A 15,360-nucleotide genomic window follows, 5' to 3' on the forward strand; every position below is an offset into this window, starting at 1 on the left:
ACTATTTATAAAAAGTTACACACTAATAGCAGATATATTTTAATAACTGACGTATAATGTCGCGGTTTATTTAGGTGTGCATTGCAGGAGGTTTAAATGCAGGCGTTATTAATGCCCGTGATCACCGTTGATGGCCCAAGTGGTTCTGGTAAGGGAACTGTTTGTCGTTTGTTAGCCGATAAGTTGGGTTGGGATGTATTGGATAGTGGTGCAATTTACCGCGTTTTATCCCTTGCAGCACTTCATCACCAAATCGCATTAGATAACGAAGAGGCACTTGTACCACTGGCTGCAAATTTAGACGTGCAGTTTTTGGTAGATAGCCAAACTAATGCTGGAAAAGTTATTCTAGAGGGAGAGGATGTAACCACGACTATTCGTAATGAAGAAGTGGGCGCAGCTGCATCAAAAGTAGCAGCTCTTCCTCGTGTTCGTGAAGCGCTATTAAGGCGTCAACGCGCTTTTAGAACCGAAAATGGTTTGATAGCAGACGGCCGTGATATGGGTACTGTTGTATTCCCAGATGCGCCATTAAAAATCTATTTGACAGCGAGCGCACAAGAGCGTGCTCGTAGACGCTTTGTTGAGTTGAATGAGCGTGGGCTTGATGTTACACTAAGTGGTCTATTAGAGGACATTCAAGCTCGTGATGACCGTGATATGAATCGCGCCGTCGCACCGCTTGTGCCTGCAGAAGATGCAATTGAACTCGATACTAGCGAGCTAAATGCACAGCAAGTGTTTGATAAAGTTATTACTTTATTAGATGCAGCTATCTCTGAAGGTAAACTTCCTAAACGAAGTTAAACACATTTTATGCACCAGCAGGATGCCAGTGCTATTTTAACAACCCCATGCAGCATGGTTGCTTATTGGTATTAATATATGAGACGTATATTCGTATGTCAGAAAATTTTGCGCAGTTATTTGAAGAAAGCTTAAAGGGTTTTGAAGCAGAGCAAGGCTCTATTGTTAAAGGTACAGTAATCTCAATCGAGAACAACATTGTACTTGTAGATGCTGGTCTTAAATCAGAAAGTGCTATCCCTGCAGAGCAGTTCAAAAATGCTGCTGGTGAACTAGAAGTTGCTGTTGGCGACGAAGTAGATGTTGCACTAGATGCAATCGAAGACGGTTTCGGTGAAACTATCCTTTCTCGTGAGAAAGCGAAGCGTCACGAAGCGTGGATCCGTCTTGAGAAAGCTTGTGAAGAGCAAGAGACTGTTACTGGTGTTATCAACGGTAAAGTTAAAGGCGGTTTCACTGTTGAAGTTGATTCAATCCGTGCTTTCCTACCTGGTTCACTTGTTGATGTTCGTCCAGTACGTGACACAACTCACCTTGAAGGCAAAGAGCTTGAATTTAAAGTAATCAAGCTTGATCAAAAACGTAACAACGTTGTTGTTTCACGTCGTGCAGTTATCGAATCAGAAAACTCACAAGAACGTGAAGAGCTTCTTGCTAACCTTGTTGAAGGTCAAGAAGTTAAAGGTATCGTTAAGAACCTTACTGACTACGGTGCGTTCGTTGACCTTGGTGGTGTTGATGGTCTACTACACATTACTGATATGGCGTGGAAGCGTGTTAAGCACCCTTCAGAAATCGTTAATGTTGGTGACGAAATCGCAGTTAAAGTTCTTAAATTCGACAAAGATAAAACTCGTGTATCTCTAGGCCTTAAACAGCTTGGTGAAGATCCATGGGCAGCTATCGCTGGTCGTTACCCAGAAGGTTCTAAACTTTCTGGTCGTGTAACTAACCTTACTGATTACGGTTGCTTCGTAGAAATTGAAGAAGGCGTTGAAGGTCTAGTACACGTTTCTGAAATGGATTGGACTAACAAGAACATCCACCCTTCAAAAGTTGTTTCACTAGGTGACACAGTTGAAGTTATGGTTCTTGAAATCGACGAAGAACGTCGTCGTATTTCTCTAGGTCTTAAGCAATGTATTGCTAATCCTTGGCAGGAATTTGCTCGTCTACAAAACAAAGGCGACCAAGTTACTGGTAAGATCAAATCAATCACTGACTTCGGTATCTTTATCGGTCTTGACGGTGGTATTGACGGTCTTGTGCACCTTTCAGATATTTCTTGGAACACACCTGGCGAAGAAGCTGTACGTGAATTCAAGAAAGGCGACGAAATCACTGCTATCGTATTGCAAGTTGACCCAGAGCGTGAACGTATCTCTCTAGGTGTTAAGCAAATCGAAGCTGACCCGTTCAATAACTACCTTGATGCAAACAAAAAAGGTGCTATTGTTAAAGGTAAAGTGACTGAAGTTGATGCGAAAGGCGCAACTGTTGAACTTATCGAAGGCGTTGAAGGTTACATCCGTGTAGCTGATATCGCTCAAGAGCGCGTTGAAGATGCAACTACTGTTGTTTCTGTAGGCGACGAAGTTGAAGTTAAATACGTTGGTGTTGATCGTAAGAACCGCACTTTAAGCTTATCTGTTAAAGCTCTTTTCGAAGCAGAAGAGAAAGAAGTACTAGAGAAGCTTAAGAAAGAAGAGCCAGTGTTTGAAAACGCAATGGCAGCTGCTTTCGCAAATGCACAAAAAGACTAATAAATAATTAGTTTTTAGTTGGGAGGGCACTTTTGCCCTTCCTATATCTTTTTATTAAGGAAACGCTATGACTAAGTCAGAATTGATAGAAACACTTGCGGAACAACACGCACACGTTCCAGTGAAAGATGTTGAAAATGCTGTAAAAGAAATTCTAGAACAAATGGCCGGTTCATTATCTTCTTCAGATCGAATAGAGATCAGAGGATTTGGTAGTTTCTCTTTGCATTTCCGCGCTCCTCGCACAGGTCGTAACCCTAAAACTGGCGATACAGTAGAGTTAGATGGAAAGCATGTACCTCATTTTAAACCAGGTAAAGAATTACGCGACCGCGTCAATGCGAGCATTGCCTAGTTAATATAACGGAGTAGTTACTTGTTCAAGGTATTGAAATTTATCCTGGTGGCGCTGTGCCTAATTAGCGCATTTGTATTAGGGTCACAAAACCCGCAGTTAGTACAAGTCAATTATATTATAGCCAGTAATACTCTGCCTTTAGCTGTAATAATAAGTATCTGCTTTTTGTTAGGTGTTTTAATAGGTTGTTTTATAAGCTTTAAGCTATTCTCTCAATTAAAGTGGCAAAATTACCGTTTGAAAAAACAGTTAGCGCCTGAGAAAAATAAAAACAAGCTTGACGTTAATAAAGACACCTAATTATGATTGAGCTTTTGTTTTTACTACTACCTGTTGCAGCCGGCTACGGTTGGATTATGGGTAAAAACAGTGCTAAAAATCATGCTCACCAACTTAATCGTCAAATAACTTCTGAATACAGTAAAGGGCTTAAGTTTCTATTAGACCGTGAAGAAGATCAAGGTTTAGAACACTTAATAAATTTACTAGAGGTTGCAGCGGATTCAGTTGAACATTACTCTACACTTGCCACTATGTTTCGTCGCCGAGGCGAATTAGACCGCGCAATCAAAATCCATGAACTTCTTTTAAAACACCCAAGTTTGAGTGAGCAGCAAGCCGCTACTAGTCGCTTAGAATTAGCCGAAGATTATATAATGGCTGGATTGCTAGATGGTGCAGAAGAGCATTTGGTTTGGTTGGTCAAGGCAGGTCATGTAGAAGCTCTCGATCCTATTATTACCTTATACTCGCAAACTCGTGAGTGGGATAAAGGCATTAATATGTTTGAATCTCACAGCGAATTATTCTCTAAAGAGCAACAATTTAAGGCTATCGCGAATTTTTATTGTGAGTCTGCCCTTAGTGACAATACTCCTCAAATTATGCGAAAAGCAATTAGTCTAAACTACAAAGCCGTTAGGCCTTTGTACGAGCTAGGTGTTATCGCTTTTTCTAAAGAAGATTATGTTAAAGCGATCTACTATTGGCGTGAACTTATTTGCCAGTTTACTTTGTTTGCCCCCTTATTCATTGATGATCTGGCGCATAGTTATAAGCAACTAAATTTAACGCATCAATTTCATGAGTTAGTAAACGATTTACTAGAGAAGGGTGGTGTGCTTATAAAAATAAAACATTGCCAAGCTCTTTTAGAGCAAGGTCATACAAAACAAGCTTTCGATTTTTTAACTGACAGTTTAAAAAGACAACCAACGATCAGGGGGTTTAGTTTTTTACTGCAGCTAATGGGTGACCAAAATAAAAATACAAAAGAAGTACTTAATGAAATTGATAGCCTTGTAACGTCATATATTGCTACTAAGCCTGATTTTCAATGCCAGCATTGTGGCTTCACAAGTTATACAATTTATTGGAATTGCCCTTCTTGTAAACATTGGGAAACCATTGTCCCAAGTAGAGGTTTAGACGGATTTTAATAACCCCTAAATACTTAATTATTGTAATGCCCTTACAAATTCGACTAGAAGTTTAACTAGCATCTATATACTAATTAAACCTCCTTACTCACTTTGTGTAAGTTCGCCTTGATAACTAAGTTGAATATATAAAAACTCTTTACTGCTATAGATTAGGATAACTATGTCTTTCGAAAATTCAAAAAAAGTGCTTATCGCTTTAGACTATGACGATCAAGAAACAGCATTAGCATTTGTAAAACAGCTTTCGCCCGATACTTGTCGATTAAAAGTAGGCAAAGAAATGTTTACTTACTTTGGCCCTGAATTTGTAAAAGAGTTAATTGAACTTGGTTTTGATGTATTTTTAGATTTAAAGTTTCATGATATTCCTAATACAGTTGCAAAGGCAGTTACAGCTGCTGCAAAAATGGGCGTTTGGATGGTAAATGTTCATGCGTCAGGCGGTTATGAAATGATGCACAAAGCAAAACTTGCTTTAGAAGAATTTGGAGATAGAGCACCAATTCTTATTGCTGTAACTGTGTTAACAAGTATGGATGAACCAGAATTAAAACGCTTAGGTATAAACAAATCACCACAGGAGCAGGTAATATACCTTGCAAAACTAGCTAAGGAAGCAGGCCTTGATGGTGTTGTTTGTTCTGCTCAAGAAGCGAATGTTTTAAAGGCTGAACTTGGTGAGCATTTTAAATTAGTTACCCCAGGTATTCGCCCTGAAGGCAGTGAAGCAGGCGATCAAAAAAGAATAATGACTCCAAAACAAGCAATTGAAGCTGGCAGTGATTATCTAGTTGTAGGCAGACCGATTACTAAAGCAGCAAATCCAGTAAAAGTACTGCAAGATGTTAATGAATCTATAAAATAATTTACAAAAAACAGCAAATAAGTACTAAACCCCTTACGTTATGTGTAATTTGTGTTACATTTATAATATCAAAATGATGTAAGGGGTTTATTTTGAAGCTATTATTTGGTTCAGTGTTGATTATCATTGCAGGCTTTTCAGTTAACAAACATGTATTTTCTAGTAAGGCTTATGATGGCGTTACAACAGTAACAGACGTTATATCAGCTTATCCTGTAGACATGTTTGATTTTAAAAAAACAATGAAGGATTATGCTCACCATCTTTGCTACAGAAATTCTGACGCATTAAATGCTCAAGATATCACTGTCAGTGATTGTTTAACTCATCATGATGAAAAGAAATTGGAGTGTGAAATAAAGGTTTTTAGATTAGCGCCGCAAAACTTAGAATCTGAAAGGGAAGTACTTAATTACTCAAGAGAGTATACACAGTGTACATTGCCTTATAAGTATATTTTAGGGTAAGCACTCACAATATAAAGATACCATGAGCGCTATAAAATTATTTAGATTTTAAGCGGATAGATTTCGCTTCTATCTCAATAAGCTCTTGTTTAAATAATCCACCAATTGCTTTTTTATAGTTAGCTTTACTTGTTGAAAATACTTTTTTAATAAGTTCAGGATCAGATTTATCGCCAATGGCGAGTATACCGCCTTCGTTTTTAAGCTTTTCCATTATTTTATCGCCAAGCTCACTTACTTTACCCATGCCTGGTTTTTCGAGTACAACATCAATTTTTCCGTCTTCTCGTACTTTTTGAACAAAGCCCTTAAGCTTTTGCCCTACAAATAAGTTTTTGAATACCATATTGTAAAATACAACACCAAAGTGAGACTCTTCTATAAGCACCTTGTAGCCAATATCTGTTTTACCAGCAACAATCAAATCAACCTCTTGTAGGCGTGTGTATTCAGGCTCATCCTTTGATAAAAAGCGATTAAAGTTAGTTGAAGCACAAATGCGTTGACTCGCATTATCAAGATACAAACGAACAAGATAAGAATGCCCCTCTTGCATACGTGGCTTTTGTTCATTAAATGGGGCTAATACATCTTTTTCTAATCCCCAGTCTAAAAATGCACCAATACTATTTATTTCCTTAACACGTAAAAGGGCGTATTCACCTACTTGAGCATGTGGTTTTTTAACAGTCGCCGTTGGTAAATTAGCATTATCTAAATATATAAATACGCTAATGCTGTCACCAGCTTCAAGCTCATCTTTAATTTCGTTTTTTGGTAAAAAAACTTCACCTAAATCATGACCGTCCAAGTAAGCGCCTTCATTACTCACTTCTTTTACAAATAGGGTTTGTGTTGTTCCAAGGTAACTCATAATTATTCCTGCTCAGGCTTTTTTTTACGGCGCATTGGTGAATCGCCATCGATATTCATAGGGGCTTTAATGGGTGCCGCTGGTTTTTTAGGTTTTGCTTTACGTTTAATTTGTGGCTTTTTAACCTGCGTTACTTTTTTAGCTTTAACAGTTGCAGCAGGTTTTTTCTCTTTGATCCCTTTAAATTTAGCTTTAAGCCCGTCAATAGTTGCAAATTTAAGCTCATCATTTAAAAAAGATTTAATTGCTAAATAACTAGCCCAATCTTTAGGGCCTACTAACGAAATAGCGGTACCTTTAAAACCAGCACGTCCAGTTCTACCTATTCTGTGAACATATTCTTCAGCATGTTTTGGCAAATCAAAGTTAATTACATGCGTTACGCTTAACAAATCTAAACCACGGGATGCGACATCAGTGGTAATTAATATCTTGAAGTTTCCTCTGCTAAACGAGTCCATAATGTCTAAGCGTTTGCTTTGTGTTAAATCTCCCGCTAGTGCGACTGATTTAAATCCTTTGTTGTTTAGTTCTTCGCTCAAACGACTTGTATCTGCGCGGGTGGCAGTAAATATTATGCATTGGCCAACTTCATCTTGCTTTAAAAAGTGTGCTAATAACGCTTCTTTGTGATCTAGGTGGTCGGCTAAGTAGAGTGTTTGCGTTATATCGCTGTGTTGTTCGTTTGCAGCACTAAGCGTGATCTGTTTTGGTTTTTTTAATAAATTACGCGAAAGAGCATCTACTTGAGCGTGGTCTAGGGTTGCTGAAAACAATAATGTTTGTCGAAGGCGGTGATTGGCTTCGTCGTTAATTAACTTTAGTTGTTCAGTAAAGCCCAGATCTAAAATACGGTCTGCTTCATCAAAAATTAGCAGTTCTAAACCACTTAATTGTAACGAGCATTTGGTAACATGATCGGCCAAACGACCGGGTGTTGCCACTACAAACTGTGGGTCGTTCCTTAATGCTTTAATTTGGTCATTAAAGTTTTCACCACCTAATACTTTTACAGCTTTAATCGCCGTGCCCGCTATTAACAAACGCAACTGTGTAAATACTTGCGTAGCTAATTCGCGTGTAGGGGCAACAATAAGTACACGTGGATCGCGTTTACTGAGTGCTTTTTGTTTTATAACCCGTTGTACTGCGGGTAATAAAAACGCCAAGGTTTTGCCCGACCCAGTCTTTGACTGAGCAAAAATGTCATGCCCTGCAAGTGCGGTAGGCACTGCATGTGCTTGAATGTCTGTGGGCTGGGTGATCCCTTGATGTGCTAATTGTGTTTCAAGGCGAGTATCAATCCCAAGATCAGTAAAGTGCAATGTAATGTTCTCCAATGTGCAACTTAAATTAATTGCTGCATTATAGCGTACACATGGCTTATCCCGACAGCAAAAAGCAAAGTATGGTGCTATTTTTTGCAATTAATCTAAAAAAGCGTAAAATACGCGCCCCATATGCGCCGGATTTACGATTCGGTAAACGCCAATATTGGCTAATAAGGCAAAATAGGAAATAAAATGACAGCTGTTCATAAAGATGATCTTACCAGCGAACACTTTGTAGTGTGCGCTTTATACAAATTTGTAGGCCTACCTGAATTTGAAGCATTACGTAAACCTCTACTGGAGGTTATGGAAAAAAACGAAGTGCGAGGCACATTACTTTTAGCTGCAGAAGGAATTAATGGTACTGTTTCTTCAAAACGAGCGGGCATTGATAACCTCCTTGCATGGTTAGATGAACAGCCAAATTTAAAAAACATTGTTACTAAAGAATCCTATGATGACGAATGTCCGTTTTACCGCACAAAAGTAAAACTAAAAAAAGAAATCGTAACAATGGGCGTAGAGGGAATTGATCCTCTTAAAGTAGTGGGAAGCTATGTTAAACCTCAAGACTGGAATGCATTAATTTCTGACCCCGAGGTTGTACTTATTGATACGCGTAACGATTACGAAATTGAAATTGGCACATTTCAAAATGCCGTTGATCCAAATACAACAACGTTTCGTGAGTTCCCTCAATGGGCAAAAGAAAACCTTGATCCTGAAAAACATAAAAAAGTTGCTATGTTTTGTACAGGTGGTATTCGATGTGAAAAATCAACAGCTTACATGAAAGAGCAGGGCTTTGATGAAGTTTATCACTTAGAAGGTGGTATTCTTAAATACTTAGAAGAAGTGCCAAAAGAAGAAACCATGTGGGAAGGCGAGTGTTTTGTATTTGATAATCGCGTTGCTGTTGATCATGACCTACAGAAAGGTTCTTACGATCAATGTCATGCGTGTCGTATGCCTATAACTGAACAAGAAAAACAAAAGCCTGAATATTTAGAGGGTGTTTCATGTCATCATTGTATTGATAAGGTAACTGATGAGCAGCGAGCCCGTTTTGCAGAGCGCCAAAAACAAATTGAGCTCGCACAGGCTCGTGGTGAAGGGCATATAGGTAACGAAGCACAGACCGTTCTTCAACAACGCAAAGAGGCTAAAAAAGCACAAAAAGATGCTCAACGTGGTAAGTAAGTCATCTTTAAAATGTACTTAATAAAAAAGAGCTTTACGGCTCTTTTTTTTGGCTAAAATTTGTTATTCATCTTAGATAGTTGAGTGTTCAGCGTTAACACAGGCTAATTTTGATCACACTTTTGTTACACTGCGTATAGTGGTCAACAAAATGGTTTATAAGGTGGTTCTTTGAAATTGCGCATACTTCTATTAAATATCTACTTGTTATTATTCATTTTTAGCACAGCAGCATTTAGTGCAAATGTAATGGTACAAAAAGTTACAACGGAACGAACAAAAGAAGAGGTTAAAGCTGTAGGTAATGCAGAAGCAATTCACTCCGTTATATTATTTCCCGCAGTGGGTGATAGAGTAACAGCCGTTCACTTTAAACCGGGTAACTTCGTAAAGGAAGGAGATATTTTAGTCGAGCTTGACTCTCGCAGACAAAAAGCAGCTCTTAAACAAGCAGAAATAACCTTAGCAGATACTCAACGAACACTTAACAGACTTAGCGAAAGTCACAAAAAGGGAGCAATTCCTAAAAGTGACTTAGATGATGCTAAAACTTTGCATGCACTCGCCGAGGTTGCTCTTATTAATGCTAAAACAGATCTGGAAGACAGAACTGTGCTTGCGCCATTTGATGGTGTGATGGGACTTACTGATGTAGAAAAAGGGGATCGCATTACAGAGCAAACTGCCATTGCAACAATTGATGATACTCGCAGTTTGTACATTAATTTTAACGCCCCCGAGTCAGCTGTCTCAATACTAAAAAATAAAGGTATTGTGGAAGTAACACCATGGCAAAGCGCAAAAGCTATTAATGCTCAAGTTTCATATCTTGATTCTCGAATAAATCCACAAACTCGTACCTTACGTGTCAAAGCCAAACTGGAAAATGAAAATGATCAGTTTATGCCTGGTATGAGTTTTCGAATTAATATTACCATGCAAGGGGAATCATATGCTGTTGTGCCTGAGGCTGCACTTATGTGGGGAGCAACAGGGCCTTATGTTTGGAAAAGTATAGATAAAAAAGCAAAGCGCATAGATGTAAAAATAGAGCAACGCTTAGCTGGGCGATTGTTAGTTTCAGGCAATTTAAATGAAAACGATATATTGGTTGTTGAAGGCGTCCAACGCTTGCGCGAAAACCAAACATTAACGTTTGCTAATCCCAGTAATTTAGAGGAATAACAATGAAAAATTCCCCTATGATGCAAGACCTACCCTCAATGGCAATTCGCCGCCCAGTTCTCATTGTTGTTTTGAATCTACTAATAATAATTGCTGGTTTAGCTGCAATTGCAGGAATTGAAGTCAGAGAATTACCAGATGTTGATAGGCCACGTATAACTGTTTCGGCTTCATTTCCTGGTGGGTCTCCAGAAACGGTCGATACAGAAGTAACCAGTAAACTAGAAGGGGCAATAGCCCGTGTAAGTGGTGTTAAATCAATTCGCGCACAAAGTGAAGAAGGCAATGCGCGTATTGTTGTTGAGTTTCGCCCTGGCGTAGATTTAGACAATGCAGCTAACGAAACCCGTGAGTCTGTTGCTCGTGTACAACGAGAATTACCAGAGGAAGTTGAACGTGTTGCAATTATCAAGGCCGATAATGATGCAGAAGCTGTTGTTTCGCTCACTGTATCAAGTAATAGTCTAGCACTTGAAGCCCTTACTGAACGCGTTGAAACCGATTTAGCTCCCCAGTTTTTAACCATACCGGGTGTTGCCGATGTCAGGTTAAACGGGGACCGAAAACGTGTTTTGCGAGTTCGCTTAGATCCATTAAAGTTAAGTAGTTTTAATCTTACTATTCCTGATGTGGCAGATGTTTTACGAGAAGCGCCATTTGATGTACCAGCAGGAAGCCTTAAATCAAGTGACCAACAAGTCATAGTCAGAGCCGATGCGACTTCTATTACCCCCAATGAAGTTGCTGATATTATTGTTAGCGGTGATACGCGAGTAGGTGATATTGCATCAGTCTATTTTGGCCCTGCAGATCCGCGCTCTATGGTTCGTTTAGATGGCAAACCCGTTATTGGTATGGAGGTTATTCGTCAAGCGCAATCTAATACAATTGAAATATCGGATGAAGTTTTACAGTTACTTGAAAACATGCGCGAACGATTCCCTGAACTCGAATTTACGCTCACCTCAGACGATGCTCAATTTATAAGAAGCTCTGTTGACGAAGTAATAAACTCCTTAGTGCTTACAGTTTTGTTAGTGGTAATAACGTTATGGGTGTTTATAGGTTCGTGGCGCGCAACACTTGTGCCTGCATTTGCCATACCTGTTGCGCTTATAGGGTCTCTTGCACTTATTTGGGCCCTTGGTTTTTCTATTAATATACTCACTTTATTAGCACTGGTTTTAGCTACAGGTTTAATAGTTGATGATGCAATTGTTGTAAGCGAAAACATACAACGTCAAAGAGGACTAGGGCTTGGTCGGCGAGCATCAGCTGTAATAGGAACTCGAGAAGTATTTTTTGCGGTAGTTGCAACGACTGCCGTATTGGCTGCGGTTTTTATCCCTATTGCATTTTTACCTTCTACGGCAGGACGATTATTTAGAGAGTTTGGCGGGGTGCTTGCAGGCGCAGTCATTATTTCAAGTTTTGTTGCGTTATCACTTGTCCCTGCATTGACTTCAAAATTAAAACTAAAAAAACAAAGCAACCACCCATTTGCCAAAGTAGGTAATAAGTTAGTAAGCCTTTATAGCATAACAATTAAAAGCGTTCTGAACCGCGCTTGGCTCGTGCTCATAGCTTGTATATTAATAGCCTTTGGTTCTGGCGCATTGTATTTAAACCTCGATAACGAACTATTACCCACAGAGGACAGAGGTAAAATTCGTATATTTGCCAGAGGCCCAGACGGTGTTGGGTTGAACTTTATGGACAGGCAAGCAATGCAAATGGAAGATATTTTGTTACCTTTTGTAGAAAGTGGTGAAATAGAATCTATTTACACAGTTGTTGGGCAATGGGATCCTAATATTGTTTTTATTACCGTACCGCTAAAGCATTGGGACGACCGTCAATTTAGCCAGCAAGAAATCATTAATAAAATTCGCGGACCATTAGGTGAAATCCCAGGCGCAGCTGGTCGTGCATCCGGTTCTAATAGTTTAAATCTTAGAGGTCAAGGTGGCGGTATAGAAATCGCTTTATTAGGCCAAGATTACCAACAAATTTTTGTCGCTGCACAAGATTTTGCAAAGCAAATTGAAAACGCAATCCCGGGTACTGCGCCTGTAAGAGTCTCTTATCAGCCGTCACAACCACAATTACGTGTAAATATTGATAGGCGAAGAGCCGAAGAGTTGGGTGTATCGCTCAGTGATATCTCAATTACACTTCGCGCTGCCATCAATGGGGATGATGTTGCGGATCTAAACATTGGCGACCAATCAATACCCATCATGTTGCAAGTACAAAACCAAGTTATTCAAGATCCAAGTGATTTAGCAAACCTCTATGTGGCAAGTTCGCAAGGGAGGTTAGTGCCGATTAGTAGCTTAGCTAATATTAGTGAAGAAGGAGTAGCCGCTGAGCTTGAGCGTCATGCACAGCGTCGTGCTATTGAATTAGATATGGAGCTACCGGATGGTATGACGATTGCCGATATAGTCGATCAAATTCGCAATTTGTCTCAGCAATCGTTGCCTCAAGGTATTACCCTTGCGTTTAAAGGTGAAGCGCTGACCTTTGAAGAAACAGCAAACGAAGTACTTTTAACTTACGTGTTGGCTTTTCTAATTGTATTACTGGTATTAGCAGCTCAATTTGAAAGTGTAAACAGTGCAATAGTGGTAATGCTAACAGTTCCATTTGGTATTACTTCGGCTATTTTAGCGCTTTATTTAACAAATACGTCTCTTAATATTTATTCGCAAATTGGTCTGGTGATGCTCATTGGTTTAATTGCGAAAAATGCCATTTTATTAGTCGAATTTGCAGATCAACTTCGAGACCAAGGCTTATCAGTTCGCGAGGCTGTTGAAGAGGCTGCGCTGGTAAGATTACGTCCAATCACCATGACACTCGTTTCTACGTTACTTGGTGCACTGCCATTAATTTTATCAAGCGGGGCGGGTGCTGAAGCACGTAATGCAATAGGTTGGGTTGTATTTGGTGGTCTTTCACTTGCTGTTTTATTTACTTTATACTTAACACCAGTCATCTATTTAGGACTTGCACGTTTCACTAAGCCAAGAGGGGATGAAACTAAACAGCTGGCCCAAGAGCTTGAACAAACAGAATAAACCTTTAGTGGCCTAATTAATCTTTTTTCTTTAAAAAACGGTTAATTAGGCCCACAATTGCATTATTGGAAATCAGTAGGGATCTATAATGCAAAGCGAACAAATTGAAATAGCGCAATTTTTATCACAACACCCTCCTTTTGATGATCTTCCTCAAAAAGCATTAGATGAACTTGCTAAACAAGTCGAAGTCAGTTATTTCAGGGCTAATACCGATATTTTACAATACGGCCAAGACATAGCCGATTTGTACATCATAAGAAGTGGCGCTGTTGAAATGTATCGCCGTGATGGCGAGCTCTATAACCGTTTGGCCACTGCGGGAATATTTGGGCAAATGGGCTTGTTGATGAATCGCAAAGTACGTTTTCCGGCTACAGCGCTTGAAGACACGCTAGTGTATTGTATAAACGTTGACATATTTTTGCAGTATTGTGATGAATTTGAAGTCTTTGCAGATTATTTTGAAACCGATGGTAATGTGCGTTTGCATCAAGCAATTGTTGAGCAAGCCGATGGCAACGATTTAACCACTGCCAAGGTGAAATCGTTACTTCACCGAGACGTTGTTACAGTCGATGCAACTGAAACAGTAAAAAATATTGCACAGCTCATGACCGATGAGTCGGTTTCGTCAGTGCTAGTGACCGACGTTAATAAGCCTATTAATAACGACCCTCAAGAAGATGACGGGCAAGTCGTTGGTATAATAACAGATAAAGATTTACGTACTAAAGTTGTTGCGCAGGGGCTTGAGTACAACACGCCCGCACACGTTATTATGTCAACTAACCTAGTGCTACTTGATCAAAATGACTATATTTTTGAAGCCGTGCTAGCCATGCTCAGAGATAACTTACATCATCTTCCTGTGGTACAAAAAAAACGTCCAATAGGTGTTATATCACTGTCAGATATTCTACGTTATGAATCGCAAAGTAGCTTATTGTTGGTGCGTGGTATATTGGCTCAGCAGTCTGTTGAAGACTTAGCTCACTACGCAAATCAGCTTCCCCGTGTATTTGTGCGCATGGTAAATGAAGACGCAAACTCTCATATGGTTGGTACTGCAATGGCTGTCATTGGTCGTACATTTAAACAACGGTTGCTAATACTCGCAGAAGAAAAATTCGGCCCGCCGCCAGTACCCTACTGCTTTATTGCATTAGGCTCTATGGCTAGAGATGAGCAGCTTATTGTTACCGATCAAGACAACGCACTTATACTAGATAATAGCTATGACGACGAAAAACATAATGCTTATTTTCAAAATTTGAGTGACTTTGTTTGTGATGGATTAGCTCAATGTGGCTATAGCTATTGCGACGGTGAAATTATGGCGTCATTCAAGAAGTGGCGAAAAACACAGGACCAATGGTTTGAGCAATTTGCCCAATGGATTGCTGAACCCAAACCACAGGCTTTACTTAACAGTTCTATATTTTTTGATTTAGACGGCGTGTGGGGTAAAACAAAATGGGCTAATGAGTTAAAAACATATATTGCTCAACACAGTGCAAATAACAGACTGTTTCTAGCAAATATGGCAGCAAATGCTCGTAATAGAACACCTCCACTTGGCTTTTTTAAAGGGTTTGTTCTTGAACACAATGGGCAGCATCAAAAATCTATGAATTTAAAACGACGTGGCACAGCGCCATTAAGTGATGTTGTTCGCGTTCATGCACTTGCCATTGGATCTCGTAAGCAAAATTCATTTGATCGCCTAGAAGATATAATAGAAGCCAATATTTTGCCTGCAGGTAAAGCGCAAGACTTACGTGATGCGTTAGAGTACATTTCGATGACCCGAATACGTCATCAGGCATGGCAAATTGAGCAGGGTGAAGTACCCGACAATAATCTTGATCCGCATCTACTTTCTCCATTTGAACAGCGTCATTTAAAAGATGCTTTTGCTATTCTAGATAAGGCGCAAAATTACCTTAAATTTTGTTATACCGCACACTCGGGTGTGAAATAAT

13 protein-coding genes are annotated in these 15,360 nt (G+C 39.5%); 11 read left to right on the forward strand and 2 right to left on the reverse strand.

The features are described from left to right. Positions 1–96: 96 nt before the first annotated feature. The 7 genes from cmk to MTF67_RS13315 all read left to right on the forward strand — a co-directional run bounded on the left by cmk (position 97) and on the right by MTF67_RS13315 (position 5,702). Positions 97–807, forward strand: coding sequence for a (d)CMP kinase (cmk, locus tag MTF67_RS13285; RefSeq protein WP_039036919.1), 711 nt, complete (start codon positions 97–99; stop codon positions 805–807). 95 nt (positions 808–902) lie between these two features. Further along, a complete protein-coding gene (rpsA, locus tag MTF67_RS13290; protein WP_006794164.1) occupies positions 903–2,570 on the forward strand; it encodes a 30S ribosomal protein S1 in 1,668 nt (555 codons plus the stop codon). 67 nt (positions 2,571–2,637) lie between these two features. Next, positions 2,638–2,925, forward strand: a complete 288-nt coding sequence (ihfB, locus tag MTF67_RS13295) for an integration host factor subunit beta (RefSeq protein ID WP_006794165.1) — start codon at positions 2,638–2,640, stop codon at positions 2,923–2,925. A 21-nt stretch (positions 2,926–2,946) separates the two neighbouring features. Next, a complete protein-coding gene (locus tag MTF67_RS13300) occupies positions 2,947–3,228 on the forward strand; it encodes a LapA family protein (protein ID WP_008132961.1) in 282 nt (93 codons plus the stop codon). Between the two features lie 2 nt (positions 3,229–3,230). After that, complete coding sequence (lapB, locus tag MTF67_RS13305) at positions 3,231–4,367, forward strand: lipopolysaccharide assembly protein LapB (protein ID WP_058428939.1); 1,137 nt, start codon at positions 3,231–3,233, stop codon at positions 4,365–4,367. A 163-nt stretch (positions 4,368–4,530) separates the two neighbouring features. After that, positions 4,531–5,235 carry an orotidine-5'-phosphate decarboxylase gene (gene pyrF / locus MTF67_RS13310; RefSeq protein WP_006794168.1) on the forward strand — a complete coding sequence of 235 codons (705 nt, stop codon included), beginning with the start codon at positions 4,531–4,533 and terminating at the stop codon, positions 5,233–5,235. A 92-nt stretch (positions 5,236–5,327) separates the two neighbouring features. Continuing rightward, positions 5,328–5,702: a hypothetical protein gene (locus tag MTF67_RS13315; RefSeq protein WP_006794169.1), complete on the forward strand. Its 375-nt coding sequence runs from the start codon at positions 5,328–5,330 to the stop codon at positions 5,700–5,702. A gap of 37 nt (positions 5,703–5,739) precedes the next feature. Here the strand turns inward: MTF67_RS13315 and MTF67_RS13320 are convergent, their stop codons facing one another. Next, positions 5,740–6,576: a S1-like domain-containing RNA-binding protein gene (locus MTF67_RS13320; protein ID WP_058428938.1), complete on the reverse strand. Its 837-nt coding sequence runs from the start codon at positions 6,574–6,576 to the stop codon at positions 5,740–5,742. A gap of 2 nt (positions 6,577–6,578) precedes the next feature. Then, entirely contained in the window at positions 6,579–7,901 is a 1,323-nt protein-coding gene (locus MTF67_RS13325; RefSeq protein ID WP_248519780.1) for a DEAD/DEAH box helicase, read from the reverse strand. A gap of 198 nt (positions 7,902–8,099) precedes the next feature. Here MTF67_RS13325 and MTF67_RS13330 point away from each other — a divergent pair, with 198 nt between their 5' ends. The 4 genes from MTF67_RS13330 to MTF67_RS13345 all read left to right on the forward strand — a co-directional run bounded on the left by MTF67_RS13330 (position 8,100) and on the right by MTF67_RS13345 (position 15,359). Continuing rightward, positions 8,100–9,107 (forward strand): rhodanese-related sulfurtransferase, encoded by a 1,008-nt coding sequence (locus tag MTF67_RS13330; RefSeq protein ID WP_010557405.1) that lies wholly within the window; start codon positions 8,100–8,102, stop codon positions 9,105–9,107. A 171-nt stretch (positions 9,108–9,278) separates the two neighbouring features. Next, positions 9,279–10,292, forward strand: coding sequence for an efflux RND transporter periplasmic adaptor subunit (locus MTF67_RS13335; RefSeq protein ID WP_248519781.1), 1,014 nt, complete (start codon positions 9,279–9,281; stop codon positions 10,290–10,292). 2 nt (positions 10,293–10,294) lie between these two features. Beyond that, entirely contained in the window at positions 10,295–13,375 is a 3,081-nt protein-coding gene (locus MTF67_RS13340) for an efflux RND transporter permease subunit (RefSeq protein WP_058428936.1), read from the forward strand. Positions 13,376–13,463: 88 nt separating this feature from the next. Then, positions 13,464–15,359, forward strand: a complete 1,896-nt coding sequence (locus tag MTF67_RS13345; protein WP_248519782.1) for a DUF294 nucleotidyltransferase-like domain-containing protein — start codon at positions 13,464–13,466, stop codon at positions 15,357–15,359. Position 15,360 lies beyond the last annotated feature (1 nt).

Origin of the sequence: Pseudoalteromonas sp. 2CM32C, from assembly GCF_023161925.1 — a bacterium.
Taxonomy (GTDB): domain Bacteria; phylum Pseudomonadota; class Gammaproteobacteria; order Enterobacterales; family Alteromonadaceae; genus Pseudoalteromonas; species Pseudoalteromonas marina.

Bases quoted from the DNA above. Each gene is read 5' to 3' on its own strand.
- rpsA (WP_006794164.1), top strand. From the start codon at position 903: ATGTCAGAAAATTTTGCGCAGTTATTTGAAGAAAGCTTAAAGGGTTTT.
- ihfB (WP_006794165.1), top strand. From the start codon at position 2,638: ATGACTAAGTCAGAATTGATAGAAACACTTGCGGAACAACACGCACAC.
- cmk (WP_039036919.1), top strand. From the start codon at position 97: ATGCAGGCGTTATTAATGCCCGTGATCACCGTTGATGGCCCAAGTGGT.
- MTF67_RS13330 (WP_010557405.1), top strand. From the start codon at position 8,100: ATGACAGCTGTTCATAAAGATGATCTTACCAGCGAACACTTTGTAGTG.
- pyrF (WP_006794168.1), top strand. From the start codon at position 4,531: ATGTCTTTCGAAAATTCAAAAAAAGTGCTTATCGCTTTAGACTATGAC.
- MTF67_RS13320 (WP_058428938.1), bottom strand. From the start codon at position 6,576: ATGAGTTACCTTGGAACAACACAAACCCTATTTGTAAAAGAAGTGAGT.
- lapB (WP_058428939.1), top strand. From the start codon at position 3,231: ATGATTGAGCTTTTGTTTTTACTACTACCTGTTGCAGCCGGCTACGGT.
- MTF67_RS13340 (WP_058428936.1), top strand. From the start codon at position 10,295: ATGAAAAATTCCCCTATGATGCAAGACCTACCCTCAATGGCAATTCGC.
- MTF67_RS13345 (WP_248519782.1), top strand. From the start codon at position 13,464: ATGCAAAGCGAACAAATTGAAATAGCGCAATTTTTATCACAACACCCT.